Annotated in this window: 25 protein-coding genes; 2 read left to right on the top strand and 23 right to left on the bottom strand. The window is 54.6% G+C overall.

Going from position 1 to position 24,105, the window contains the following annotated elements:
• Positions 1-45: 45 nt before the first annotated feature.
• The 13 genes from KJS42_RS20720 to KJS42_RS20660 all read right to left on the bottom strand — a co-directional run bounded on the left by KJS42_RS20720 (position 46) and on the right by KJS42_RS20660 (position 12,056).
• Positions 46-564: a hemerythrin domain-containing protein gene (locus KJS42_RS20720; RefSeq protein WP_155606036.1), complete on the bottom strand. Its 519-nt coding sequence runs from the start codon at positions 562-564 to the stop codon at positions 46-48.
• Between the two features lie 14 nt (positions 565-578).
• Positions 579-1,226 carry a response regulator gene (locus KJS42_RS20715; protein WP_193418527.1) on the bottom strand — a complete coding sequence of 216 codons (648 nt, stop codon included), beginning with the start codon at positions 1,224-1,226 and terminating at the stop codon, positions 579-581.
• A gap of 56 nt (positions 1,227-1,282) precedes the next feature.
• Positions 1,283-2,344, bottom strand: a complete 1,062-nt coding sequence (locus KJS42_RS20710) for a sensor histidine kinase (protein WP_155606037.1) — start codon at positions 2,342-2,344, stop codon at positions 1,283-1,285.
• A complete protein-coding gene (locus tag KJS42_RS20705) occupies positions 2,341-2,799 on the bottom strand; it encodes a GAF domain-containing protein (RefSeq protein WP_213623996.1) in 459 nt (152 codons plus the stop codon). Before KJS42_RS20705 ends, KJS42_RS20710 begins: the two co-directional genes overlap by 4 nt.
• A gap of 28 nt (positions 2,800-2,827) precedes the next feature.
• On the bottom strand, positions 2,828-3,526 hold the full coding sequence (gene narI, locus KJS42_RS20700) for a respiratory nitrate reductase subunit gamma (RefSeq protein ID WP_213623995.1): 699 nt from the start codon (positions 3,524-3,526) through the stop codon (positions 2,828-2,830).
• Positions 3,513-4,088, bottom strand: coding sequence for a nitrate reductase molybdenum cofactor assembly chaperone (gene narJ / locus KJS42_RS20695; protein ID WP_213623994.1), 576 nt, complete (start codon positions 4,086-4,088; stop codon positions 3,513-3,515). The genes narI and narJ overlap by 14 nt, the downstream gene beginning before the upstream one ends.
• Positions 4,081-5,628 carry a nitrate reductase subunit beta gene (narH, locus tag KJS42_RS20690; protein ID WP_213623993.1) on the bottom strand — a complete coding sequence of 516 codons (1,548 nt, stop codon included), beginning with the start codon at positions 5,626-5,628 and terminating at the stop codon, positions 4,081-4,083. The genes narJ and narH overlap by 8 nt, the downstream gene beginning before the upstream one ends.
• Positions 5,618-9,295 (bottom strand): nitrate reductase subunit alpha, encoded by a 3,678-nt coding sequence (locus KJS42_RS20685; RefSeq protein ID WP_193418535.1) that lies wholly within the window; start codon positions 9,293-9,295, stop codon positions 5,618-5,620. Before KJS42_RS20685 ends, narH begins: the two co-directional genes overlap by 11 nt.
• A gap of 186 nt (positions 9,296-9,481) precedes the next feature.
• Entirely contained in the window at positions 9,482-9,958 is a 477-nt protein-coding gene (locus KJS42_RS20680; protein WP_193418537.1) for a GNAT family N-acetyltransferase, read from the bottom strand.
• An 18-nt stretch (positions 9,959-9,976) separates the two neighbouring features.
• On the bottom strand, positions 9,977-10,378 hold the full coding sequence (locus tag KJS42_RS20675) for an NUDIX hydrolase (protein WP_155606043.1): 402 nt from the start codon (positions 10,376-10,378) through the stop codon (positions 9,977-9,979).
• Positions 10,379-10,398: 20 nt separating this feature from the next.
• Positions 10,399-10,890 (bottom strand): DMT family transporter, encoded by a 492-nt coding sequence (locus KJS42_RS20670; RefSeq protein ID WP_193418541.1) that lies wholly within the window; start codon positions 10,888-10,890, stop codon positions 10,399-10,401.
• Between the two features lie 12 nt (positions 10,891-10,902).
• A complete protein-coding gene (locus tag KJS42_RS20665) occupies positions 10,903-11,601 on the bottom strand; it encodes a Crp/Fnr family transcriptional regulator (RefSeq protein ID WP_213623992.1) in 699 nt (232 codons plus the stop codon).
• Between the two features lie 29 nt (positions 11,602-11,630).
• Positions 11,631-12,056 (bottom strand): DMT family transporter, encoded by a 426-nt coding sequence (locus KJS42_RS20660; RefSeq protein WP_155606045.1) that lies wholly within the window; start codon positions 12,054-12,056, stop codon positions 11,631-11,633.
• A gap of 152 nt (positions 12,057-12,208) precedes the next feature.
• On the opposite strand from KJS42_RS20660, the gene KJS42_RS20655 reads away from it, so the two are divergent.
• Positions 12,209-12,769, top strand: coding sequence for a GNAT family N-acetyltransferase (locus tag KJS42_RS20655; protein ID WP_213623991.1), 561 nt, complete (start codon positions 12,209-12,211; stop codon positions 12,767-12,769).
• A gap of 24 nt (positions 12,770-12,793) precedes the next feature.
• Here the strand turns inward: KJS42_RS20655 and KJS42_RS20650 are convergent, their stop codons facing one another.
• Positions 12,794-13,222 (bottom strand): MarR family winged helix-turn-helix transcriptional regulator, encoded by a 429-nt coding sequence (locus tag KJS42_RS20650; RefSeq protein ID WP_155606047.1) that lies wholly within the window; start codon positions 13,220-13,222, stop codon positions 12,794-12,796.
• A 151-nt stretch (positions 13,223-13,373) separates the two neighbouring features.
• Here KJS42_RS20650 and KJS42_RS20645 point away from each other — a divergent pair, with 151 nt between their 5' ends.
• The gene (locus tag KJS42_RS20645; protein ID WP_213623990.1) at positions 13,374-14,855 is read left to right on the top strand and encodes an MFS transporter; all 1,482 of its coding nucleotides are present in this window, start codon (positions 13,374-13,376) and stop codon (positions 14,853-14,855) included.
• A gap of 50 nt (positions 14,856-14,905) precedes the next feature.
• On the opposite strand, the gene KJS42_RS20640 is transcribed toward KJS42_RS20645, so the two are convergent.
• The 9 genes from KJS42_RS20640 to KJS42_RS20600 all read right to left on the bottom strand — a co-directional run bounded on the left by KJS42_RS20640 (position 14,906) and on the right by KJS42_RS20600 (position 24,091).
• Positions 14,906-15,196 (bottom strand): hypothetical protein, encoded by a 291-nt coding sequence (locus KJS42_RS20640; protein WP_193418547.1) that lies wholly within the window; start codon positions 15,194-15,196, stop codon positions 14,906-14,908.
• 55 nt (positions 15,197-15,251) lie between these two features.
• Positions 15,252-15,878 (bottom strand): nucleotidyltransferase family protein, encoded by a 627-nt coding sequence (locus KJS42_RS20635; protein WP_213623989.1) that lies wholly within the window; start codon positions 15,876-15,878, stop codon positions 15,252-15,254.
• Positions 15,871-17,088 carry an XdhC family protein gene (locus KJS42_RS20630; RefSeq protein WP_213623988.1) on the bottom strand — a complete coding sequence of 406 codons (1,218 nt, stop codon included), beginning with the start codon at positions 17,086-17,088 and terminating at the stop codon, positions 15,871-15,873. The genes KJS42_RS20635 and KJS42_RS20630 overlap by 8 nt, the downstream gene beginning before the upstream one ends.
• A 202-nt stretch (positions 17,089-17,290) precedes the next feature.
• Positions 17,291-19,612, bottom strand: coding sequence for a xanthine dehydrogenase family protein molybdopterin-binding subunit (locus KJS42_RS20625; RefSeq protein ID WP_213623987.1), 2,322 nt, complete (start codon positions 19,610-19,612; stop codon positions 17,291-17,293).
• Entirely contained in the window at positions 19,609-20,100 is a 492-nt protein-coding gene (locus KJS42_RS20620) for a (2Fe-2S)-binding protein (protein WP_213623986.1), read from the bottom strand. The genes KJS42_RS20625 and KJS42_RS20620 overlap by 4 nt, the downstream gene beginning before the upstream one ends.
• 29 nt (positions 20,101-20,129) lie before the next feature.
• A complete protein-coding gene (locus KJS42_RS20615) occupies positions 20,130-21,095 on the bottom strand; it encodes a substrate-binding domain-containing protein (RefSeq protein WP_193418579.1) in 966 nt (321 codons plus the stop codon).
• A gap of 20 nt (positions 21,096-21,115) precedes the next feature.
• Positions 21,116-21,964: an FAD binding domain-containing protein gene (locus KJS42_RS20610; RefSeq protein ID WP_213623985.1), complete on the bottom strand. Its 849-nt coding sequence runs from the start codon at positions 21,962-21,964 to the stop codon at positions 21,116-21,118.
• Positions 21,965-21,997: 33 nt separating this feature from the next.
• Positions 21,998-22,309 (bottom strand): 2Fe-2S iron-sulfur cluster-binding protein, encoded by a 312-nt coding sequence (locus KJS42_RS20605; RefSeq protein ID WP_193418553.1) that lies wholly within the window; start codon positions 22,307-22,309, stop codon positions 21,998-22,000.
• A gap of 81 nt (positions 22,310-22,390) precedes the next feature.
• The gene (locus KJS42_RS20600) at positions 22,391-24,091 is read right to left on the bottom strand and encodes an FAD-binding protein (RefSeq protein ID WP_213623984.1); all 1,701 of its coding nucleotides are present in this window, start codon (positions 24,089-24,091) and stop codon (positions 22,391-22,393) included.
• Between the last annotated feature and the right edge of the window lie 14 nt (positions 24,092-24,105).

Here is a 24,105-nt window from a genome sequence, read left to right as displayed (position 1 = left end):
CATAAGCACCGGTTGATGTTTATGGGCTGCTCATTGAATGGGAATCTATTCAACAATCAGGGTGTAAAGCTCCTTATTCAACTGCTCTCGTTCTGCCGGCTTCATGACCTGTCTGGTCATCGGGAACAACACCGTCTCTTCTTTGACGAAATGCACGGTCAAAATTTCAAATGCTTCCCCCGCGTCCCGAGACAGAGCCTTCATTTCCTCCAGCGAAAACTCACCGTTAGCATAATGAAGGAAATGGTCGATATATGCGAAAATCTCCTCATGTTCCTGTTCGATCGAAACAATCGGACCTTGATCATATCCTATATGTTTCCCCAATCGCGGAAAAAAATAAGTCTCTTCTTTTTGAAAATGCTTGCGCAAAGGTGATTTGAATTCGCGGATCAATTCACACAAACGCGTGAACTGTAGTTTGGCCTGGTCCGAGGAATAGCGATCGTTCTGAAAATCCAGTACGATCGTATGCCATTCGTTCATTAAACTAGCCAAATACCGGTGTTCATTCTCTAAAATACGCATGGCGGGCAATTCGCTTTGCAGTGTTCTTTGTTCCATATTACCAGCCTCCGTTAAAAATCCAGCAGCTTTTTCTTAATGGCATATTCCACCAGCTCGGGTCTTGATTTCAAATTTAGCTTTTCCATGATTTTGGCTTTATGGGCCTCAACGGTTTTCACAGAGATGTGCAACATTTCGGCGATCTCCTTGTTTCCATACCCTTTGGCAACCAGGGGTAAGATCTCGATTTCACGGGTGGACAACAGTTGATACGGGTTACTCTCATCTGCCTGCTGATCGTGGTTTACAAATTCACGGACAAGGGAAGACGCGAGCTTCGGATGGATATAAACGCCACCTTGATGCACCATACGAATGGCCGAGACAAGCTGTTCGTCCGGGGAATTCTTCAGGACATATCCGCGTGCGCCTTTCTTAAGCACATGAAATAAATACTCCTCGTCATCGTGCATCGTCAAGATAATGATATGGGTCTCGGGAAAATCCTCGTGGATTTTGGCCGTTGCAATCAAGCCGCTTTCTCCCGGAGGCATGCTGAGATCCATCAGCAAAATGTCTGGGCGGTGTTTAGCCACCATTTTGTAGGCCTCAATCCCGTCGGCGGCCGTCGCCACCACTTCCATATCCTCTTGAAAATTGATGATCATCGTAAAACCGCTCCGGACGACAGCGTGATCATCCGCGATTACCACCTTCACAGAACCTTCCCCCTTGCCCTCGAAAGTTAACCCTACCTACTGGGCGCTATGGCCGCCTACAGAGAGAACGCTCCGAACGGAACTCGCAAATGGACCGTTGTGCCTTCCCCCCGTTTAGAGGTAATGGAGATTTCGCCGCCTACGAGCTCGGCTCGCTCTTTCATCCCATAGATACCAAGTCCGGTTCCCTTTGGATCGTTCGTATTCACGTCGAATCCGTTTCCCTGATCGGAAACCATGAGCTCCAGCAAATGCGCCGAGGCAAACAGACGCACGTTAATCTCGTCAATATCGGCATATTTCAAGGCATTAAGTACCGATTCCTGGCATACCCGGTAAACGACCGTTTCCACTTCACTGTTAAAACGCTGACCGCCGAGCTCCGCAACAAATCGTACCAGCACGCCATAATTTTTCTCAATCCATTTAAAATGAGAACGGAAGGCCGCGTCTAGGCCGAGATCATCCAGCGAAGCCGGCCGCAGCTCCACCGACAGGTTGCGGATTTGCTCCAGCAACCGGGTGAGCGAGGCTTCGGTTTGCTGGATTTTTTGCAGAGCCTCTTCTTGTACGTTCAAATATTTGAGCACCCGCAGGTCCACCAGCGAGCTAATCAACTCTTGCGCTACGCTGTCGTGCAGTTCGCGGGAAATCCGCTTACGTTCGTCTTCCTGGGCCTTAATGACGCTCTTCATCATCGTGTTCTGATTGAGCAACTGCTGCGTCATAAGTTGATTCGTCAAATCGCGCAAGGTAAGCACCCGGATGCCCGCCGCCGTATCTACGGTTTGAAAGCTGGCGGAGAACGGCACCACACCTTTGGTTTTCGTCTCCAGATAGAGCTGGAAGGAGCTAAAGTCCTTCTCCGTGTTGGACAGATAGCAATTTAAGCAAGACATCGGTTCTTCTTCACTGGTGTAGCCCCGGCAGGAGAAGCAAAACGAATTGCTGTCCGGTCCGGCTGGTTCCTCCAGCACTCGGCGATCCAGAAGACGTTCGGCCCGAGAATTCATCGCCATGACCCGATGTCCGGCATCAAAGAAAATAATAGCATCGGAGCTGTGTTCAAATTGTTTCTGAAGCAGCTCGATCGGTATATTCAAGGATGAAGGATTCATGGGTTCAGCTCCTTGATTTCAAAATCGCCAAACCTGCCTTGAAGCCATTCATACAATCGGCGTAAATTTTCGTGCGACATTCGATTCTCTTCCCGATAACCAGTCAAGAGCACACCTTCGACCCGATCCGTCAAATACAAGGGGATCGCCGCCAAGCTGGTTAACCGTTCCGAAATTAATATCGGATAATTGTACATCTCTTGGGGTTCGAGCCCGTCGGTGACATTTGCAACCAGCATGGGACTGCCGGTTTTGAATACGATGCCGGCAATCCCTTTACCCGACTGGAGAACGATGCGTTTATATCGATTGTTCAAGTTGCCCGAGGCATACTTCCAGGTAAGGACGAAATCGTTAACGGCCGACTCGGCAAACGCCAGCGACACGAAGTCATACCCCATCTGTTCTCTTAATTGATCGATAAGTACCTGGTAGCAACTGGAGGTTGGATTCATGTATTCGTCTCCCTAAACTTCAAAATCCTTAACGTCCCGCAGTATGCGAGCGATTCTTCCTATAAAGGATATAGCTTCTCCGGGCATAATTCAAGGGCACGCTCCAGACATGGACGAGACGAGTAAACGGCCACAAGGCAAAGATCAGAAACCCCGCCAAAATGTGGATTTGAAACGAAATCGGCACCTCTGCCATATAAGAGGCCTCCGGCCGGAAGATAAGCAGGTTGCGGAACCAAATAGAGATCGTCTCCCGATAATCAAAATCCGGCTGCACATTATTCGTGACCAGCGTGGAGAACATCCCCATAAATACGATGAACAACAACAGTCCGTTCACGATCATATCCGAGGCAGAACTGAGGTGGCGTACGTTCTTTATGGTCAAACGGCGCATGGTCAGGATCAGCATCCCGGCAAACGTGATTACGCCGAACAGCCCTCCTCCATACATGGCGCCAAGGTGATACATATGCTCGTTGACGCCTAGAGCGGCCATCCACTCCTTAGGAATGCCTAAACCAGCGACATGTCCCATGATAACCGGAATGATCCCGATGTGAAACAACATACTGCCTAACATGAGTCGTTTCTTCTCCATAAATTCACTGGATTTCGCCGTCCAATTAAACTGGTCGTAACGGTAGCGGAATATATGTCCTACCACGAACGTTGCCACGCATAAATACGGGAAGATGACCCATAGAAATTGCTCAAACAGACTCATGAACCTTCACCTCCTGTAACAAGCACAACTTAAACGTTTCCCGGAGGGCCTTGACGAGCTCATAATAAGGGTTTCCCTTTTGCTCCAGCGATTTCATCAACTGGTACGTGCCATCCTCCAGAATCGTTAACACCGTAAACATCCCTGTCTCGCTATGCGGATGTCCCAGCCAATTCGCTGCAGACAAGAATTCCAGCATCAGCGGCAGGAAATCCGGCAATTCCCGGTCGATCATTTCCATGCCGAACATTTCGTAAACCGCTTTAAGTGACGTAAGCAATTGACCGCGATCTTTGGAATCCTCGTATTTAAAAAAAGTCATATACAGCGTAGACGACTTTTCAAAATCAAACGTGTCCACGTAAAGCTCCTCGATCTCTTCCATGCTGAGCGCAAGCATCTGCTCCCGATATTTCGTTACCGGCTCCATCACCGTCGATGGCAGAACCTCATCCCCGCTTTCGCGGATCGATGCGAACATCTCTTTATCAGGGTAGACGAGCTGCCCGGCAAAGAAGCCGAACAACTCGCGGTTTTCATCCAGTTTCGCCAGATCAATCACGCCAGATCCCCCCGTAGAAGTTTTGTTCGTACAGATCCCGGCCACTTTTGCCGTGATTAGCCGGAATTGGAGTTGCCGGGCCGCATCCGTCACAATCCATACCGAAACCTTCGGTGCCTTGGGACCGGTACGGATCCATGTATCCTTCCTTATGTGAAGTTGGGATCACAAAGCGATCCTCGTATTTCGCGATGGCCAGCAAACGATACATTTCCTCGATCTGCTGAGCGTTCAATCCGACGCGTGCCAAGCGGTTTTCGTCAAATGGCTTCTTGGAGAATTGCGCACGTTGGTATTGGCGCATCATCGCCATCCGTTGCAGGGCAATTTTGACGGTCGAAGTATCCCCTGCGGTCAGGAGATTGGCCAGATATTGAACCGGCGTTCTCATTTCTTCAATCGCTGGGAAGATCAGGTCCGGATTTTGAATCGAATCCTTGCCTTCAAAATGACTCATAATCGGGCTAAGCGGCGGTACATACCACACCATCGGTAACGTGCGGTATTCCGGATGGAGCGGGAACGCCAGCTTATATTCGATCGCCAGTTTATAAACCGGCGAATCTTGGGCCGCTTCGATCCATTCCTCGGACAAGCCGTCTTTGCGGGCTTGCTCGATTACTTTCGGATCATGCGGATCGAGGAACAAGCCGAGCTGCGATTCGTACAAATCCTTCTCGTCCGGTGTGGAAGCCGCCTCTTGCACACGATCAGCGTCATACAACAATACGCCAAGGTAGCGAATGCGACCCGTACACGTCTCGGAGCACACCGTTGGAAGTCCCGCTTCAATTCTCGGGAAGCAGAACGTACATTTTTCCGCTTTATTCGTTTTCCAGTTGAAGTAGACCTTCTTGTAAGGGCAACCCGTCATACAGTAACGCCAGCCGCGGCAGGCTTCTTGGTCGACAAGGACAATCCCGTCCTCATCACGCTTGTAGATCGCGCCCGATGGGCAAGACGCCACGCAGCTTGGATTCAGGCAGTGCTCACACAATCGTGGCAAGTACATCATAAACGATTGTTCGAAGTTGAATTTAATTTCCTCTTCGATCTTCTCGATGTTCGGATCCTTAGGTCCGGTAATATGGCCGCCGGCTAGATCGTCTTCCCAGTTCGGCCCCCACTCCAGGTCCATCTTATCGCCGGTCACGGCGGATTTCGGCCGGGCGACCGGTTGGTGCTTCTTCTCTCCCGAATTCGTCAGCTTCTCGTAATCATAAGTCCAAGGTTCGTAGTAATCTTTCATTTCCGGCATATCCGGGTTATAGAAAATTTTACCGAGGGCGATCTTCGACAGCTTGCTGCCGGATTTCAGCTCCAGCTTGCCGTTACGCATCGTCCAGCCGCCTTTGTAGTGCTCTTGATCCTCCCACCGTTTCGGATAACCGATCCCCGGCTTCGTTTCGACATTGTTAAACCACATATATTCGGCGCCTTCCCGGTTCGTCCAAGTGCTCTTGCAGGTCACGCTGCAAGTGTGGCAGCCGATGCATTTGTCCAGGTTCAGCACCATGGCGATTTGCGCTTTAATCTTCAAGCCAGTCGACCTCCTTCAGTTTGCGCACGGCAACGTAGACATCACGCTGGTTGCCGATCGGTCCGTAGTAGTTGAAGCCGTAGCTGAGCTGGGCATAACCCCCGACGAGCTGCGTCGGCTTCAAGTGAATTCGCGTCGGAGCATTATGGCTGCCGCCTCGCTCTCCCGTGATTTCCGAACCCGGTACGTTGATGTGTTTATCTTGAGCGTGATACATAAACATCGTGCCCTTCGGCATCCGGTGGCTGACCACCGCTCTGGCCGTTACGACGCCGTTGCGGTTATAGACCTCCAGCCAATCGTTATCGTTAATCTGGTGCGCTTCCGCATCCTCGTTGCTGATCCACACGGTTGGACCGCCCCGGAACAAGGTCAACATGTGCAGATTATCCTGGTACGTGCTGTGGATGTTCCATTTGCCGTGCGGCGTCAGGTAACGCAATACCAATGCATCTTTGCCACCCTCAACCTGCTTGTCTCGCGGACCAAACACCATCGGCGGCAACGTCGGCTTGTAGACCGGCAACGCCTCCCCGAACTGCAGGAAGATTTGGTGATCCAGATAAAAATGCTGGCGTCCGGTTAACGTCCGGAATGGCACTAATCGTTCGATGTTGGTCGTAAACGGGGAATACCGGCGTCCTGATTTGTTCGAGCCGCTAAATACCGGCGTTGGAATGACCTCCCGCGGTTGAGCGGTGATATTCGCGAACGTGATCCGTTCGGCTGCGCGGTCGGCGGAAATATCCTTTAATTCTACGCCCGTATCCTGTTCTGCGGATTCCCAGGCGCGTTGAGATACCTTCCCGTTCGTAGCCGAAGACAAATGCAGTACTGCATTGGCCGCTTGTCTCGCCGTACGCAGCTTCGGTCGACCGTTTTTGATCGTATCATCGATATAAGAGCCGTTGATCTTCTTCAAATCCTCATACTCTTCCTTGACGGAGAACGAGACTCCATGTGCGCCAACTTTGCCGGTTTCCAGGTTCGGACCCAGCGTGATGTACTTGTCATAAATCTTCGTATAATCGCGCTCGACCACGGTAAAGCCAGGCATCGTTTTGCCGAGGATCGGCTGGATCTCCCCACGTTTCCAATCCTTCACTTCCCCATAAGGTTGGGCGATTTCAGCCATCGAATCATGTCCAAGCGGCGAAGAAACCAGGTCTTTGTATACGCCTGGCATATGCTCCTTGGCCATTTCGGACAAGACGCTGGCGAGCGTCCGGTAAATATCCCAGTCGGTGCGCGACTCCCAGAGCGGATCGATCGCCGGGTTAAACGGATGCACGAACGGGTGCATGTCGGTCGAGGAGAGATCCACCTTCTCGTACCAGGTTGCCGCCGGGAGAACGATGTCGGCATACATCGGTGTCGCCGTCATCCGGAAGTCAAGCGCTACAAGCAGATCCAACTTGCCTTCCACCTCATCGCGCCAAACGATTTCTTCCGGCTTCTCCTCATCGTTCGGGTTGGATAACAATCCGTTATGCGTCCCAAGCAAATGCTTCATAAAGAACTCTTGACCCTTCGCCGAGCTGGAGATCAGGTTCGAGCGCCAAACGAACAGCGAACGCGGGAAGTTCTCCGGCGCATCCGGGTCCTCCACAGCGAACTTCGTTTCACCGGATACCACTTGCTCGTATGCGTGTTGGATGATCTCAGCGTTGTCCGTCTTGCCCTGAGCCGCCGCTTCTTCGGCGAAGGCCAAGCTGCTCTTGTTAAACTGCGGATACGAGGGCAACCAGCCCAGCCGAGCTGCCAACACATTGTAATCCGCCGGATGACGGTACGGGATATCACCGCCGGTTGGCGATTTCAACGATTCCGCGCTCATCTCCTCGTACTTCCATTGGTCGGTGGCAAAATAGAAGAACGAAGTCGCGTTTTGCAGCCGCGCCGGCGCTTGCCAGTCGCGAGCAAATGCGATCGTCGACCAGCCTTCGATCGGCCGGCATTTCTCCTGCCCTACATAGTGAGCCCAGCCGCCGCCGTTAACCCCCTGCGAAGCCGTCAGCATCACCAAGTTCAGAATCGAGCGGTAGATCGTATCGCTGTTGAACCAGTGGTTGATCCCGGCGCCCATAATGATCATTGAACGCCCGCCCGTGTCCAGTGCGTTCTGCGCAAACTCGCGAGCGATTTGTACCACGAGCGACGCTTTGACGCCAGTGATCCGCTCTTGCCAAGCTGGAGTGTAATGCGACTCTGCGTCATCATATCCTTTGGCTGTATGGGTACTGCCCGGACGGGTTACTCCGTATTGACTAAGCATCAAATCATGAACCGTAGCGGCCAGACGGGTTGATCCATCGGCCAGAGTAACTGTTTTGGCCGGAATCGACCGGGTAAACGTACCGTTGCCGTCTGCGTCAAAGAAAGGGAATACGATCTCTGTCCATTCTCCGCCGTGCGACTCGACCGACAAAGCCGGCTCAATCCGGCTTCCGTCTTCCTGGTCGAGGATCAGGTTCCACTTGACGTCCTTCTCCCAGCGTTGGCCCATCGTTCCGTTCGGTACGACCAGTTCTCCCGCCGCTTCGTCATAAATAACCGGCTTCCATTCGGCATGCTCCGATGCCTGCCCCAAATCGCTTGCCCGCAAGAACCGGCCGGCTTTGTAGCTGCCTTCGTGCGGATCCAGCAAAATCAGGAACGGCATGTCCGTGTATTGTTTGGCGTAGTTCAAGAACATCGGTTCTTGGCGCTGTACATAAAATTCGTCCAGGATGACATGCGTCATCGCTTGAGCCACCGCTGCGTCCGTTCCCGGATGCGGAGCCAGCCAATTGTCGGCAAATTTCACGTTCTCCGCATGGTCCGGCGCTACGGATACCACCTTCGTCCCTTTGTAGCGAACCTCGGTCATGAAATGAGCATCCGGCGTCCGCGTCAGCGGAACGTTGGAGCCCCACATGATCAGGTATCCGGCGTTGTACCAATCGGACGACTCCGGCACATCGGTTTGTTCGCCCCAAATTTGCGGCGAAGCCGGCGGCAGGTCGGCATACCAGTCGTAGAAGCTGAGCATCTCGCCGCCCAGCAAGGAGATAAACCGTGCGCCCGAAGCGTAACTGATCATCGACATGGCCGGAATCGGTGTAAACCCGGCAATCCGGTCTGGTCCATATTTCTTAATGGTATAAAGTAACTGCGCCGAGATCAGTTGGGTGGCTTCTTCCCATGTCACGCGCACATGGCCGCCTTTACCGCGCGCCTGTTTATAGGATTGGGAAGCTTCGGGATTCTCGACGATGCTGGCCCAGGCCTCCAGGGGGTTCCCGTGATGCCTGGTCATCGCCTCTCGCCACAGACGCAGAAGACGACCGCGCATATAAGGGTATTTCACGCGCAGCGGGCTGTATTCATACCACGAGAACGATGCCCCCCGCGGGCAGCCGCGTGGTTCGAACTCGGGCATGTCCGGTCCGCAGGACGGATAATCAATCTGCTGGTTCTCCCAGGTGATAATGCCGTTCTTCACAAATACTTTCCAACTGCAAGAACCGGTGCAGTTCACGCCATGCGTCGTCCGCACCACTTTATCGTGCGACCAGCGGCCGCGGTACATATTTTCCCATTCCCGGCTTTTCTCTTCGATTTTCGTCCAATTTCCTGAAATCGTCTCCGGTTTCTTAAAAAAACTAAGTCCTGATCTTCGTTTCACGGAAGTGTTCACTCCTTCATCGCTCAAATGAATGCCTTTGACGGGGAATCAATGGTATTCGAGCTTCTGATTCCATTATGAAACTCTTCGCTCCCGCTTCCCATCAGGGAATTCCCTTAGCCTGCCGGAGAATGCCCTATAACGACAAAAAAACGCCGGATGGCGTTTTTGGGTTCATTCGATCATTTATTGTCGTAAATCCCTTATATACCAGGCATCGCAGGCGAAATGTTCCGACCCCTCCAGCGGCGCTTTCAACGGTTGAAAGCCGTGTTTGAGGTAAAAGCGGTTCGCCGCCTGCATCGACTGCAGCGTTTCCAGATAACATCTCTCGTAGTGACGTTTCGCGAAATCCAAGCATGTCTCCAGAAGACGAGCCGCGATGCCTGTACCGCGGATATCGCCTCGCAGGTACATTTTTTGCAATTCGCACACCTCGGAGGAATCGGCAAACGGGGCAATTCCCGCCCCGCCAACGACCCGCCCGTCCTGCTCCACAACCCAGTAGGCTCTTCCCTCAACCTCATAATACCGCGACAGAGCACTAAGGCTGTCATCCTGCCAGGCTAAGCCTTCCCGGTTGCCGCCGAACTCGATCAGGCAATCGCGAATCACGGCTTCAATCGCAGCGTTATCATCCGCTTGCAAAGATCTAATCATCATCGGGTGTCCTTCCTTCCGTCACAGCAAATTCATCTCATGCAACCGGTCGAAAATCATGCGGCTAATCAGCGACGTACGCTCGCGTTCCGCGTAGCTGAGCCACGCCATTTCCTCGATCTCGGAAGCCGGCTGGAGTTCTCCCTCAGCCTCTGCATAATAACAGGTCATTCGAACAAGCACACCCTCCGGTTTGCCGTCGGCTTGGGCTTCGAACGTCGCAAAAAACGCAATCGTCTCCGGCTTGACGGCAACGGACAACTCTTCCTGAATTTCCCGCTGCAGCGTTTCACGGTCAGTCTCGCCGGGATCTCGCTTGCCGCCCGGAACATAAAACAGCTCCTTCCCCTTGGAGCGTACGTTTAACATCCGTCCCTCCCGTAAGGAGATCCAGGCGATTTTATCGATATTTTTCCCGTCCATACCTAACGCCTCCCCTCTCTTTATCCCTCATTCAAAGCTTCGCTATTTCGAACGGGACTGTTCTCGCTCTCGCGGCCCCCTCCTAATTTAAACACGAAGATTCCGCCGACAATAATCAGCACGCCGATCAGTTGATGAAGCGTAAACGGCATCTTTTGCAAACCTAGCCAGCCTAGAGAATCAAATAACAAAGCGAATCCCAGCTCCGAAGTCATCACAATGGCTACAGCGTAGGTTGGTCCCAGCATTTTCACCCCTTGTACCATGCTGGTGACGACGCCAACGCCAATCAAGCCGCTGAACCAAAACCAGGTTTGCATGCCGGGTAACGACGTAAACATTCCCTTGCCTTCGACAATCAAGCCGATCCCAAAGGAAGCCGCGAACCCCAAACCTAGCACCAGGGTCGTCGTCGTCCAATTACCCGTCTGTTCATTGACTTTGGTATTAAACACGTTTTGCATCCCAACCAGTGCGCCCGCGGTTAACGCAAACAATATTCCCAACAGCACCTAGATTGCCCCCTATTCGTAAATATTCCGGCTGACCAGATTACGAAGGCCTTCTCGGTCCGTCACCGTAATCCCCTGCCGGCTTCGCTCAATCAAGCCTAGCTCCGCAAATTTCTGGAGCACCCGGTTTAAATGCCGATAGCTGGTGCCAATCAAGTTGGCCGCATCGGCCAGATCGGACGTCCCAAGCTTCCCCAGGAACAGAGCATCCGCTTCGTCATAAGAAACAGACAAGAGATAGCTCGCCAGGCGAATCTCAACCGGATACAGCAAATTAAAGCTCATCGAACTGGATTTCATATAGAATTTCTTCGTGATGATATCCAGCAAAAAATGCAGCAGCGGCGAATGATCCGCACTGTATTTATGCAACCAGCGATATTCCACCCCGATCATATGGACGGGGGACACCGCTTCAACCGTATTAATGATGTCTCCATTCCGGATGAATTCGACATCCCCTACGACTTCTAGCGGATTTTTGAAGGAGATGACCAATGTGCGGCCTTCCGGAGACGTATTAAAAATTTTGATTTTCCCTCGGACCAGTACGTACAACGAATGTGAGGGTTCCCCCTGCGTGCAGATCAGTTCACTTTGATCATATCCATAAAGCGTCAAGTAAGGCAGCAGCGCTTCGGGAAACACACTACGGAGTTTGTACATGTCCATATAATCGGCCAATAAAGCCGGATCCGCAATTTCTTTCATGACCGTTCTCTCCCCGAGGCCCGAATCTACTAAAACTTAAGAATGACGACGCCTGCAATCATCATTCCGATACCAATAAATTGCGGCAGACGCATTTTTTGCTTTGGCACGCCAAACCATCCCATGCTATCGATGAAGAAGGTCATGCACAGCTGAGCGATCAATACCGCGGAAATGGTCAAGGTCACCCCAACTTGCTGAATCGCCGTAACGTTAGTAAAAATAATGATCGCCGCCAAGGCACCGCCGCTGACATACAGCGGACGAACTCGCCGCAAATCTGTAAACCCTCCATCGCGGACGAACAGCCAAATCAGCAGCGCCGCCACAAAGCCGGTAAACTGGGTCAGCGCCGCCGCCGGCCAAGTGCCGATGTCCGCACTGATTCGGGTATTGGCCACCCCCTGTAGGGTGATGAACGCCCCGGCCAAAAACGCAAATAACAATCCCCTCATTCTCTCTCTCCTCTTAATGGATCTTCCGATCCTTTATGTCAATACCTTATTAAAGGATATCTTCTGCCGTTTGAAAAGGACATATGTCCTGAAAGATGAAAAAGCGGTTAAAATAAAAATAAATCAACGGAAACACATACGGAGGACACGGCATGCCATGGACTTTCAACACCTTAACAGAATGGGATGAGGTTTGGTGGGACAAGCTTAGACCGATTTATCGAGAGGCATTTCCGCACGGGGCCAAGCCGGAGAAAGTGCTGCGGAGCATGCTGGATCGGGGGATCGCGAGCTTGCATGCGGGACTACAAGAAGGCGAAGCGGTTGCCATGGCCGTCACCGGCTTCTGCGGCGGGAAAGGCCGCAAACGCATGATCCTTGATTACATGGCGGTCTGTCAAGATCAAAGGGGGCAAGGACTCGGTCGCCTCTTTTTCTCACAGATCCGTGACTATGCCGAGCGGGAACACCAAGCCGAGGCCATCGTGATCGAGGCCGAAGCGGAAGACACGGAGATGAACCGGGAACGACTGCGATTTTGGATTCGTTGCGGATTTATCGCCACACCCTATGTCCATCAATATATCTGGGTTCCCGAACCTTACCGGGCTTTATATCTCCCTTTGAATGACCACTTTACCTTAACCGATGACGGCAAAACGCTCTTTCGGGACATCACTTCATTTCATCATCAATCGTTTCGTGGTCAATAGATTCTCTTAAAGGGCCTATTGTCCCTAATGTCCTTTTTGCTTGCTTGCGTAAATTTTCGTAAGCAATGCCTCAAGCTGATGTTTCTCCGCTTCGCTTAACTCAGCCGTCAACCGACGGTTAAAATCCGCCAAGATTTGCCGAAGCGTGGGCTCGAAATCCCGGCCCTTTTCCGTAGGATATAACAGGATCGACCTGCGATCATGCTCGTCTACCCGGCGTTCAATGAACCCGGCCTCCTCCAATTGCTTGACGCAGCGGGTCGTGGTCGCCTTGTCAAATTTCATCTGACTCGTTAGTTGGTCTTGGTTTAAACCGGGAGTCGTTAATATGGCCAACAAGTAGCTGTGATTCCCACCGCCGCCGATTTCGTACGGCTTCAATAACGTGGCCAGCTCTTTTTGATTGATCCGCTGAAGATACGCGATCAATTTGCCAACGGAAGGGTTGTTCATTCCCCTGCACCTCTTTGCGATGATCTGGTTTACGCAAATTCTACCCGATATCAGTTGCGCTCGCAACTAAATTGGAGTAAACTGATGATGCTCAAATTAGTTGCGGTCGCAACAAAGTGATTCGGATCTAGATAAAGTGAGGTGTAGTGCCATGTCTTCCAAGAGTTTTGACCTTCGGATGACTTCATATCAGGAAGACCCGGACATCCAGCGGAAACGTTGGCTGATCCTGATCGTGCTGAATTTATTTACCTTTATGTCGACTCTCGACGGCAGTATCGTTAACATTGCCTTGCCCGTGATCTCCAAGGAAATGAAGCTGAGCGTGGCGCAGGCGGAATGGGTCGTCACGGCGTATTTAATGATGATTTGCGCTGCCATTCTCTTCTTTGGGAAGCTGGGAGATATCGTTGGGAAAATCAAGGTGTTCAAATGGGGAATGGTGATCTTTACCGTAGGTTCCCTGCTATGCGGCTTTAGCTTCAGCTTGCCGCTTCTCGTCGGATCTCGTCTTCTGCAGGCGCTTGGAGCATCGATGACCATGGCCAACAGCCAAGGGATTGTGACCGATATCTTCCCGGCCAATGAGCGAGGGAAAGCGCTTGGGCTTATCGGCACCTTCGTCTCCCTTGGCAGTATCGCCGGTCCGAGCCTGGGAGGCGTCATTGTATCGAGTTTAGGCTGGGAATATATCTTTTGGGTGAACCTTCCTGTCGGTCTCATTGCTATTGGCATCGGCTGGAGAATGCTCCCTGCGGATCGTACCAAATTGAAGGTGAATATCGATAAAGCCGGCAGCCTGCTGTTTCCGGTCTTTATCCTCGCTCTGTTCTCCGGCCTGCTGCTGGGTCAGCAGATCGGATACCAGGATATTCGGATCATCGGCGCGCTCGCTCTGGCCGCCATCGTGTTCATCGTGTTTCTCTGGGTCGAGAAACGCAGTGAAGCCCCGATGCTCCAGCTTACCTTATTCCGCAATCCGTTGTTCAGCTTAAGTATCCTGACCGGATTCTTAGTATTTGTAGCCAATTTCTGCTTTAACATCATTGCGCCGTTTTATACGCAAAGCATTTTAAACCTCTCGCCTTCCCATGCCGGATTCTTGATGATGTTATTCCCGATCGTTATGGTCATCGTGGCACCGCTCAGCGGCGCGTTATCCGACAAGATCGGCTCCGAGTTGCTGACGTTCGCTGGGCTGATCGTGATGGTCATCGCGCAGATCGGGTTAGCCCGGCTGCATGACAGCAGTCCCATCGCGCTAGTCGGCGTATGGATCGCCATGCTGGGTCTCGGCAGTGGCTTGTTTCAATCGCCGAACAACTCGCTCGTGATGTCGAAGATTCCGAAAACCCAGCTGGGCATCGCCGGCAGCATCAACTCGCTCGTCCGCAACATCGGGATGGTCGTTGGCATTACGGTCGCAACCACTACGCTGTTCAGCGTCATGAGCAGCCGGGCAGGCCGCCGGGTGACCGGATTGGTGCCGGATCGTCCCGATTTATTTCTAACCGGAATGCATGTCGTATTTATGACTTCCGCTTCCATCTGTCTAGTAGCCGCGCTCCTGACGGGCTGGCGGTTTTGGTCCGCACGACGGGCGGTGCGACGCGAGCAGGTCCGATCCACGTAATCCATAAAAAATCCGTACAGGTGTAAGATGACACCCGTACGGATTATTTTTTATTCCGTCCACTCAAGCCCTTCCAGGATTCGATATTTCAATAACGCAAGCAGGAAATCCTCGTAATAATCTTTGCGTACGATGATCTTATATTGACGCTCCTGATCCTGGTTCAAGTAAAACAAGACATCGGTATAGACATCGTTATCTTCGAACCTTTTCTGCACTTCCCGCATGTTAGATAATAGCGGTTCCTCTTGAAGAAATGTCAATTCGAACTCCACGTCCACATCGTTTGCCGTCTCACGGATCTGGACTCGTTCCGAATCGATACGGTATTTTAGCGGCATGCCCCGTCCCCCTCACGCTTGGATGGCCTAAGGATACCGTGTCTCTTCCTCAAAGTCAACTTTGGGAAAATACGGTTAACCGGTACCGCTCGTACTCTTCGGGGGTATCGATATCGCGAGGCGCTTTACCTGGAATTCTCACACTGTAAAGGTGATCTTGATAGAGGTGCAGCAGCTCCTTGGCACCGGCGTCACCGTCCAAAGCCATCAATTTGGGGAACAGCTGGGCGGCAAACAATACGGGATGGGCCGGACGATCGTCATAACGCGATTGAACGATCCCGGCGCCGGTATGGATGAACGCTTCAGCCACCTGTCGTATGGCCTCCGGCGAAATTTCCGGCTGATCTCCCAGCAGGATCAAGACCGCCGACGGCGAATGGCACTCTTCCAGCTGCCGGATTCCCGCCGCTAGTGAGGCACCTAGCCCCCGGTCGGCACGCGTCGTTGTCAACCATTCAACGGGCAAACCATCGACGTGCTCGCGTCGAAGCGGTCCGTCCTTGGGGGCTATGACGGCCACCCGAACATTCGCGGCCGCCAGCGCCTGATGCACCGTTTGCTTAAGCAGATTTCCGTGCGGTGCTGGCAGCAACAGCTTAGGTTTTCCCATCCGCCGAGAAGCGCCGCCGGCCAGAATCAGCGCCCAAATGTCCCTTTTATCTGCTGCGCGTTCACACACGACAAGACTCCGGGAAGATCGGCTCGTCAAGGAACGAAGACTGTGAAGGGGTGGCGGTTGGGGTGCGAGCTCCGCTTCCTGCTGCTTTACGATCGCGTAGAAATCCCCCGCTGCGGCTGTTTTTGACGGCGGTCATTTCCGCCAGGATGCTCATCGCGATTTCCTCGGGCGTTTCCGCGCCGATGTCCAGGCCCACTGGGGAATACAACTTCGCCAGCAACTGGGGGTCTATGCTGCCGTCCGACCCGCCTCCGTTCGAATTCGACTCCAGGATCTTCTCCAACCGGTAACGAGAACCGACTAGTCCGAGATAGGCGACCTCCGGCGTTAACATCCGGTGGACCGCCTCCCGGTCCAGATCAAGATTATGGGACATGACGACGACGTATTTCCCTTTCACGTCGACTTGTTCGAACGCATAACGTGGGATCACCCGCAGCTCGTCCGCTGCGGGGAACCGCTCCCGCGTCGCCTTGTCCGTCGCATGATACGCGACGGTCACGCGCCACTGCAGCCGGCGAGCCAGGCTGCAGAGCAAGCGCGCATCGTCGCCGACGCCGACGATGACCAGCTCCGGGCGCGGTGCGACCCGCTCCAGTAGCAGCTCCAGCTGCGTGCTGCCCTCGGGGAGTCGCACCAGCCCGGCCCGCCGGCCCGCGCCCAGCAGGCCGGCTTCCTCCGCCGCGGCGACGAGCGTGCGGCGCGCGCCCGGCGGCACGGCGGCGGGATCGGAGGAACCGATCACCGTCGCCGCCACGTACGGCTCGCGCGTCTCCACGCGCCGCCGCAAATCGCCGAGGATCCGGTCCGCCGCGTCCGGCGAACGGACCGGATCAAACGGCTCGAGCCACACCGTGATCGCCCCGTTGCACCCGAGGCCGATTCCCCATACCTCGTCTTCCCCGATGCGGAAGTCGTAGAACAGCTTGCGCGGCTCGAGCGTCCGAAGTACCTCTTGCGCATGCTCGCGCAGGTCTTCTTCGATGCACCCGCCGCTTAAGATGCCCGTTACCTCACCATCGACATGGATGAGGCAGCGCGCTCCTTCTCGGCGATAAGCCGAACCGTCCACATCGACGATAGTGGCGACGACGCAAGCCCGGCTCTCCGATAGGCACGCTTCCAGCTCACGGCTTAGCTCCTCCATGTTCTCGTCATCTCCTGTCTTCGTTCTTGTCCGTTGTTCCCCTTCAGAACCGGCCTTCTTCATAGAGGCTATAAAGTTGCATAAAGGTCAACATTTTCGATGGGTGAAGTAACCCCCGGGCGCAAATGCTGACTAAAGTGCAACAAATTCCGTGATTTTCGAGAAACAAGCTCAAATTTGTTGCAGTTTCTGCAGCATTATTCCCTCTGCACGGGTTTCTCGCCTAAAAATGTTGTACTTATTACAACATTTCCTCCAGCAAACTCTAACCTTGCGATTGCAGCGACATCCACACCCGCTCCGCCGACAGCGGCAGCACCTGGCCGCGCCGCCCCGTCGCATGGGCGATCGCGTTGGCGATCGCGCCCGGAACCGGGTCCAGTGCCACCTCGCCCAGCGATTTGGCGCCGAACGGGCCATGGGGATCCGCTTCCTGTACGAAATGTACCTGCACATCGGGCATATCCTTAGCTCCCGGCATCCGATAATCCATCATCGATGGATTCATCACTTTACCTTCCTGTACGATCAGATCCTCCATCGTGACCCAACCGATGCCTTGAGCCACGGCGCCTAGCACTTGGCTTTTGGCCATCGTCTCGTGTAGGATGGTCCCTGAGTCATGCACGGCCCAGTAACCGACCACTTTCGTTCGACCGGTGTCTGGATCCACCTCAACCTCGGCCACATGAGCGGCAAACGGATAGTTGGGCGAGGGGTGCCCAAAATAAGTGGCATCCGGCAGCTCCGTATCCGGTACGTAAGTCTCCTTGACGGTCAGCTCCTCGCCGGCATGGCGGGCACGGAACCAATCGACGACATCGCCAAGCGCAAATGTCTTCCCATCGTGCTTCACGACACCTTCCTCAAACACCGCTCCTTCGCCAAGCGCCTGAACCGCCAACTGCTGAATTTCACGCAGCAAGGATTCCGCCGCTTTTTGCACCGCATTCCCGCCCATCACCGTACTTCGAGACGCTAGCGTCCCGATGCCAAACGGATACCGTCCCGTATCGCCGGATTTCACCAGGATCTCGTCTTCGGGGATCCCCAGCACACGGCTGGCGATTCGAGCGTAGGTCAATGTCATCCCTTGGCCAAGCTCAATTTCGCCGGTTTCCACCTCCACAAATCCGCCCGGTTTGACGCGAATCACCGCCGTCGAGCCGTCAAAGCGCGGATCGATGGCGCGAAAGCCCGAGACGTGATTGGCCACCGCAAGGCCGAGCCCCCGGTAAGGTGGCAACTCCTTCCGCCGATTCCAGCCGGACAATTCCTTGACCTGTTCGATGCATTCCTCCAAATTGCAGGTGTCCAGACGATAACCGTGCAGCGTCGTATCCCCGGAGTGGACGATGTTCTTGAGACGCAGCTCGGCCGGGTCCATCCCCAGCTCCAGCGCGATTTCATCAATGACGCTCTCCACTGCGAATAACATCTCCGCATTACCGAATCCGCGCATGCACGTAGTTGGACTATTGTTCGTGTATACCAGATAACCCGTCGACTTCACGTTGTGGAAATGATAGATGTTGTCAGCCCGAGTGCAGGCCGTTGCGATTACGTTTGGACTCCAATAAACCCGAGCCCCCGCATCCGCGTACACCGTCAAGTCTTTGTATACGAAGTTCCCTTCCGCATCCGCGCCGATTTCAATATCGAAGGTCAGCGGTACGCGGGGATGGGCGGTAATCATATCTTCATAGCGGTCCAAAATGATCTTCACATGCCGTCCCGTCACCATCGCCAGCGCCGCGGCAATCACATGAACCTTCAGGACGTATTTCGCGCCAAAAGACCCCCCAATCGGCGGTACAATAATCCGCACCTTATCCTCCGGCAAACCAAACCCGGCGGCATAGGCTTCCCGTGCCCGGTACGGAATATGAGAAGGCGCCCAAATGGTGATGCCCTCCTCCTCCGACCAAAACGCGATCGCTCCGACCGGCTCCAAATGCCCTTGATAGATTCGGTTGGACACGTAACGTCCGCCTTTGACGATCGCCGCTTTCTTCTTGCCTTCCTCCAGGTCGCCGCGCGCAACATCCACTTTCATCGGCCGGTTGAGCTCCACCTCCTCGTGGATCTGCGGAGCTCCTGAAACCATCGCGGCCTCCGGATCAAAGACCCCCTCCAGCGGCTCTAACTCGACCTCAATCAGCGCCAGCGCCTGCTCGGCGGCTTCTTTCGTTTCCGCAGCAACCGCGGCAATTTCATCGCCGATGAACAGCACGCGATCCTTGGCAAGGATGTTCCAGTCCTTGAATTTGGTTGGTCCATACTTGTGGTTCGGCACATCGTCCGCGGTAATGACGGCATGTACGCCTTCCACATGGCGCGCTTTCTCCACGTTTATCCGTTTGATCCGCGCATGCGCGTAAGGGCTGCGATAAATCGCCCCGATCAACTGGCCGGGAAAATTCAAGTCGTGAAGGTAACGAGTTTGCCCTTCCAGCTTCGACTTCAGATCCAGCGGCTTTGGCTTCAGCGCCGGATTGACCTGCTTGCTCGACAGATTCGGGTCGGCTGGATTCATGACCTTGGCGTCCGTCGATTTGCTTGGCTGCTGCATGCGGTTCATCGTCATCGCACGGCTCCTTTCGAGGCCAGGACGTGCTCCGCCGCTTCAATGATGCCGCGGTAACCGGTACACCGGCACAGATTGTTCTTCAGCGCCGCTCCAATGTCGCCGCCGAATAAAGCGGGATTTTGCAGCCAGGCCCAAGTCGCCATCATGACCCCCGGGGTACAGAAGCCGCATTGCACGCCGCCGTACTCCTGCATCGCCTGTTCCAACTCCCGAAATTCGGCATGCCGAGCCAAGCCCTCGATCGTTTCGATCATTTGTCCTTGCGCCGAAGCGGCCGGAACCAAGCAGGAGACGACCGGTTGACCGTCAAGCAGCACCGTACAGGCTCCGCATTCGCCGGTCCGGCAACCGATTTTCGTCCCCGTCAGGCCTTGCCCTTCGCGGATGACATCCGCCAGGCTAGCTGTAGCTTCGCCGTTCCAGGTCACTTCCTCGCCATTGATTGTTAACGTCATGCTAGGGTTATGGTTAAGTCCGCCGTTCATCTGGCAGCACCTTCTTTCCTTGCTTATGCTTATGTGTTTTGTACGGAGGAATGGAAGACCTCTTGCGGCTTCGGCGTGAAGCTGCGATCAAGCAGGCCGTCTTCCTGCAGATAAGTAATAAACGTCTCGATTTGCGCCCAGTTGGCGCTAACGCCGTACGGCCACATATCGCCGTTCATCAGCTTGGCCGATTGCTCGACGGATTCCCAAACGAACGGGTTGGAGGTTGCGTTGCGAATCGTCTCCAGCAACCCGGCGATGCCTTCGTCCTTGATTTCCCGCATAAGCTCGTACAGCTGCTTTGGCAGCTCGGGGAATTGCTCGACCGTTTCCGCCTTCAGAGAAACCAAGTGCATAATCGGAAAAATCCCCGTGCGCCCGTAATACTCCCGCTCCACGTTCCAGACATCGGGGAACAACCGGCGTAATACGCCGCCTTCGCCCGAAGCGGGGAACAGCTTGGCCGGAGGCCGACGAGCCGTCATGATCGCATCCACCTTGCCTTCGGCCAATGCCTCAAAAATATCGCCTTCCGTCAAGGTCGCCGGAATGTCCACAGGTACGCGCTCCGGACGGAACGTAAACCACTCCATCTCCTCATTGGCAATGCCCCATTCGTGCCGGAACATGCCCCGTACCCATACGGCAGCCGTCATTTGAAACTCCGGAAAGCCAAACCGTTTTCCCTTCAGTTCGGAGGGATGCGTGTATGGACTGTCCGAGCGCACATAAATCGCGTTGTGCCGGAACGACCGTGAAAGAAATGCTGGAATCGCCGTTAACCGCGTATCTCCGCCGCCTTTGGCGATCAGGTAAGAGGCGAGTGAAAGCTCGGATACATCATAGGAGGCCTGTGAAATTTGCTTTACAAAAATCTCTTCGATCGACTCCTGCTGAACGTCCAGTTCAAAACCAGTCAGTGGTTTAACACCGTTTAGTAGTCTTAAGGTGCGGTCGCTTTCCGACATCGCCACCGTCAATTTAGTTCCCGTCATCATTGATACCCTCCCCCTCGTTACAGGCCGTTTGCGAGCAGAGCGTTCGCGGCCCGTTTAATATAGGTTCCAACTAATGCGCGGCGGTAATCCGCACTGGCGCGCACGTCGGTGATCGGTGAGCTGCGCCGGGTGTACAAATCGCTGAGCTCATCCAACTTGGCGGAGGTGAGTTCGCCGCTCCACCGCTGCTCGTCCTCCGCGCCCAGCACGAAGGGCTTGGGCGCCGCTGCGCCCACCGCGGCGGTCCCCCACTCGATCTCGCTCCCTTTGCCTTGCAGCAGCAAGGCGACGGAGACGATCGAGATGTCGGTTGCCGCGCGCTGATCATGCCGCAGAAACACCTGCGGCACCTCCAGCATCCGGGCCGGGATGAACAGCGACGCGATAAGCTCGCGTTCGCGAAGCTGGGTCGTCTTCGGCCCGGAAATGAAGTCCGCGATCGGCACGCTGCGGATGCCGTCCGCCCCGGCCAGCCGGACTTCCGCTCGGTAAGCCACGAGCGGAACGACCATATCGGCTGCCGGGGAGGCGTTCGCCACATTGCCGCCAAGCGATGCGCGGTTTTGGATCTGCCAGCCGCCGACGATGCGGGCGGCCTGTTGCAGTGCGGGCACGACGCTGAACACGTCGCTGCCCCAAATTTCGGCCGCCGTCACCGCGGCGCCGATCTCAAGACCCGCTTCGGTCCGGCGGGTCAAATGCAGCTCCGGCACGCGCCGGATGTCGAGCCAGTCGGTATGCTCCGACTCGTACGATTTGCGCTGCGCGTTCACGAACAAATCGGTTCCCCCGCACACGATGCGGGGACTGCGCTCCCGAAGCTGCTCAAGCGCTTCGTCTAAACTGCGGGGCTGTAGCCAGGCCATAATTGCCCCTCCTTCATGTGAATATAGTTGTCTCTACTCCAGCGCCGTCGCCAAATCCTTGATCCACGGACGGCCGGTCAGCGGCTCGATCTTGACTTCGCTGTCCGGGACGGCGCGGATGCTGCACAAGTAGCCGGGTTTACCGTCAACAAACGCCGAGCATTCTTTGCAGGCGTTCGCGGACCGGCAGGAATAACGCACCGAGAAGGACGGGTCCTTATGCTCCCGAATCCAAAAAATCGCATCCAGCAAGCTCATGCCGTCTCGAAACGGAACCTCAAATTTCTCCAGGGAAGCGCCGCTTTCGGCATCGCCGCGAACTACGTTTAATGTAACAACTGCCATGTGAACTGTCTCCCTTCTTTCGTTACCGACTTACCAGACTTACTCGACTTACCCAACTCGCTTAAGGCTCGTCCGCTCCACTTACACGCCAACCGGCAGTTGAATTTCAGAAACGACCCATTCCCCCGCCTCATTCAAGACATAACTGTAGCTGGACGGCTGGGTAAGTGTATCGTCATAGTCCAGCCGCACATGCGCGCCGCGGGTTTCCTTCCGCTCCAGCGCGCCGAGCACAATCGCCTCGCTGACCTTCAGCATGTTGGCGGCCTCCAGCTTCTCGAACAGAGACAAAACAAATTTGTCCTGTTTCGCTAATGAAATGCTGTTAAGCTCCTCACGCAGCGCACGAAGATCCTCCAGCGCTTCCTGCAGGCCACTCTCGGCACGCAGCGGGCCGGCGCCTTTCCACATGATCTGTTGCAGCTTACGCTTAAACGTTTGAAGCGAAGCGGTATCCCGATCCACCGGTACGGGGTGCCAAAATCGGGTCAATCGCTCCATCTCCCGGTCAAACGCCCGCCGTACTGCCGCCTCATCCAGCTCGTTGCGTTTTTCCCGTGCAGCCGTTTCGCCCGCGATGCGTCCCGTTACCAGCGCTTCCGTGATCGCATTCCCGGATAAGCGATTAGCGCCATGCATCCCGTAGATCAGCTCACCCGACGCCAGCAATCCCGGTACCCGCGTGTGCATCGCTTCATCCACACGTACACCGCCCAGCATGAAGTGGGCCATTGGGGCGACTTCCACCATATCTTTGGTCAAATCGACGCCCTGGTTCCGCAAAATATCGATGACCGGGCCAAACGCTTCCTTCAGTTTTTCCTCGGGCACCATTGTGAAGTCGAGGTAAGCCCCGCCATGCGGCGTCCCGCGTCCGGCTTCCACCTCGCGGAAGATCGCCAGCGTCGTTTGATCGCGCGCCGCCGTATACTTGCCTGCGACTTCCCCGTTGTACTTGTCCATGAATTCTTCCATCTGCCCGTTCAGCAGACGCCCGCCCAACTTGTAGCGGAACGGATCCCACATAATCGGATCGATGCCGACAAGCGGCGGAAACAGATGGGCGATCGGGAAGAACTGAACCATCTCCATGTCACGCACCTCGGCTCCCGCCTCAGCCGCCAGCACAAATCCGTCACCGGTCATGTTCGCGGACGCGCTATTCCGTTCATAGACCTCCGTCAATCCGCCCGTAGCCAAAATAACCGACGAAGCAGCAATACTGATCGGACGATACGCCTCCATCTCGAAGCCGATCGCGCCAACCGCCCGGCCTTCCTCGACTACGACTTTCGTGATCATCACGTTTTTGAGGCGCTGGATCTTCTCGTCCTTCCAGATCGCCTTCTTTAAGCCAGCTGCCGTTGCGCCGCCCGTATTCAAAATATCAACATACACGCAGCGGGCCTTAGAATGCCCCGGAGCAAAAGCCTGTGAACGTTTGCCATCCGGCGTCCGGGCCCACTTCACGCCATAACCTTCCGCTTCAAGGATCACTTCCGGCCCCCGTTCCACAACGGCGCGGACGATGTTCGGATCCGCCAATCCCCGGCTCCCTTTCATCGTGTCCTCGAAGTGGACCTCCGGGTTATCCTCTTCTGCTTCACCTAATGCAACAGCCACGGTCATCTGGGCTAAAATCGTGGCCCCGCCCCGGCTAATCAAGCTCTTATCGGTCAAAATCACACGTGCGCCTTCATCAGCCGCCGCTCTTGCTGCCATCAATCCGGCGGCGCCGGAACCGACAACGAGCACATCGGTTTGCAAATGCAATGGTTCCATCCTGCTGTCTCCTC

Origin of the sequence: Paenibacillus sp. J53TS2 (assembly GCF_018403305.1) — a bacterium.
In the GTDB taxonomy this organism is placed as follows: Bacteria; Bacillota; Bacilli; order Paenibacillales; family Paenibacillaceae; genus Fontibacillus; species Fontibacillus rhizolycopersici.
Note: the sequence above shows the minus strand (reverse complement) of the source record. Positions and strands in the feature narration are given on the sequence as shown.